This is a genomic window from Aliihoeflea sp. 40Bstr573, assembly GCF_024105655.1.
Classification (GTDB): Bacteria; Pseudomonadota; Alphaproteobacteria; order Rhizobiales; family Rhizobiaceae; genus Aliihoeflea.
The window spans coordinates 1-1,322 of sequence record NZ_JAAAMH010000059.1 but is presented as its reverse complement, the minus strand read 5'-3'; the positions used below and the strand labels follow the sequence as shown (position 1 = coordinate 1,322).

At 60.2% G+C, this 1,322-nt stretch carries 1 protein-coding gene; it reads left to right on the top strand.

Annotated features, from left to right (window positions below; all coding sequences use genetic code 11):
• Positions 1–1,265 (top strand): Tn3 family transposase (locus GTK01_RS20865; protein ID WP_252929777.1); only part of this gene is annotated, 1,265 nt, incomplete at its 5' end.
• Positions 1,266–1,322 lie beyond the last annotated feature (57 nt).

Sequence of the window (1,322 nt, the reverse complement as noted above, 5' to 3'; positions counted from 1 at the left end):
ATATGTATCCAATGGTCGAGGTTCCCGACCTGTTGAGGGAAGTGCATGAATGGACCGGCTTTGCGGATTGCTTCACGCATGTTCGCACCGGCGACGTCCCAAGAAATGTCTCGGCCATGCTGGCCGGCGTACTGGCGGATGCGACCAACCTTGGTCCGAAACGGATGGCCGGCGCGTCCAAAGGCATCAGCGCTCACCAGATCAGTTGGATGCGAACCTTCCATGCTCGGTCGGAGACCTACCGCGCGGCGCAGGCCTGCGTGACGGACGCACACAGCCGCCATCCGCATTCTCGCCTTTGGGGCAATGGCACGACGTCATCATCTGATGGCCAATTCTTTCGCGCGAGCGACCGAGCCGCAAAGCGCGGCGACGTCAATCTGCATTACGGCAGCGAACCCGGCTCAAAGTTCTACAGTCATCTTTCCGATCAGTACGGCTACTTCAGCATCTTGCCCATCAGCCCGACCGAAAGTGAGGCGGCTTATGTGCTCGATGGGCTATTCGATCAGGACACAGTCCTCGACATCCAGGAACACTTCACCGATACGGGTGGCGCGAGTGATCACATCTTCGGCCTGTTCGCCCTCATAGGCAAACGCTTCGCGCCGCGACTGCGCAACCTCAAGGACCGGAAATTGCACACCTTCGAGAAAGGCGATGCACATCCGGCACTATCCAGCCACATTGGCGCCCCGATCAACACCACACTGATACTCGATCACTGGGATGATCTCCTCCATCTGGCGGCGTCGATCACCACGCGATCCGTGGTGCCGTCCACAATCCTGAAGAAGCTGTCCGCATCTCCGAAGGAAAGCCAACTCGCACGAGCGCTGCGCGAGCTCGGCCGCATCGAGCGCTCGCTCTTCATGATCGAGTGGTACTCAAGTCCCGCACTACGCCGGCGTTGCCAGGCCGGCCTCAACAAGGGTGAGGCGGCACATAAGCTGAAGCGCGCCGTCTTCTTCCACGAGCGTGGTGAAATCCGTGATCGGTCGTTCGAAAGCCAGGCCTTCCGCGCCTCCGGCCTCAACCTCGTCGTCAGTGCGATCGTCCATTGGAACACGGTTTACATCGAACGGGCCGTCACCCACTTGCGCAGCATGCGTCGCGAGATTCCGGATCACCTGCTCAGGCACATCTCGCCCCTGAGCTGGGAGCACATCAACCTGACCGGCATCTACACCTGGGATGCAGAACATCAGATGCCCGAAGGCTTCCGGTCGCTCCGACTTCCGGCTCGGTTACGCCACGCCGCATGACGTTCACGCTCCGTTCGACCTTAGCGTGTCGCGGGGAACAGTTCTTGTTCCTGCCCC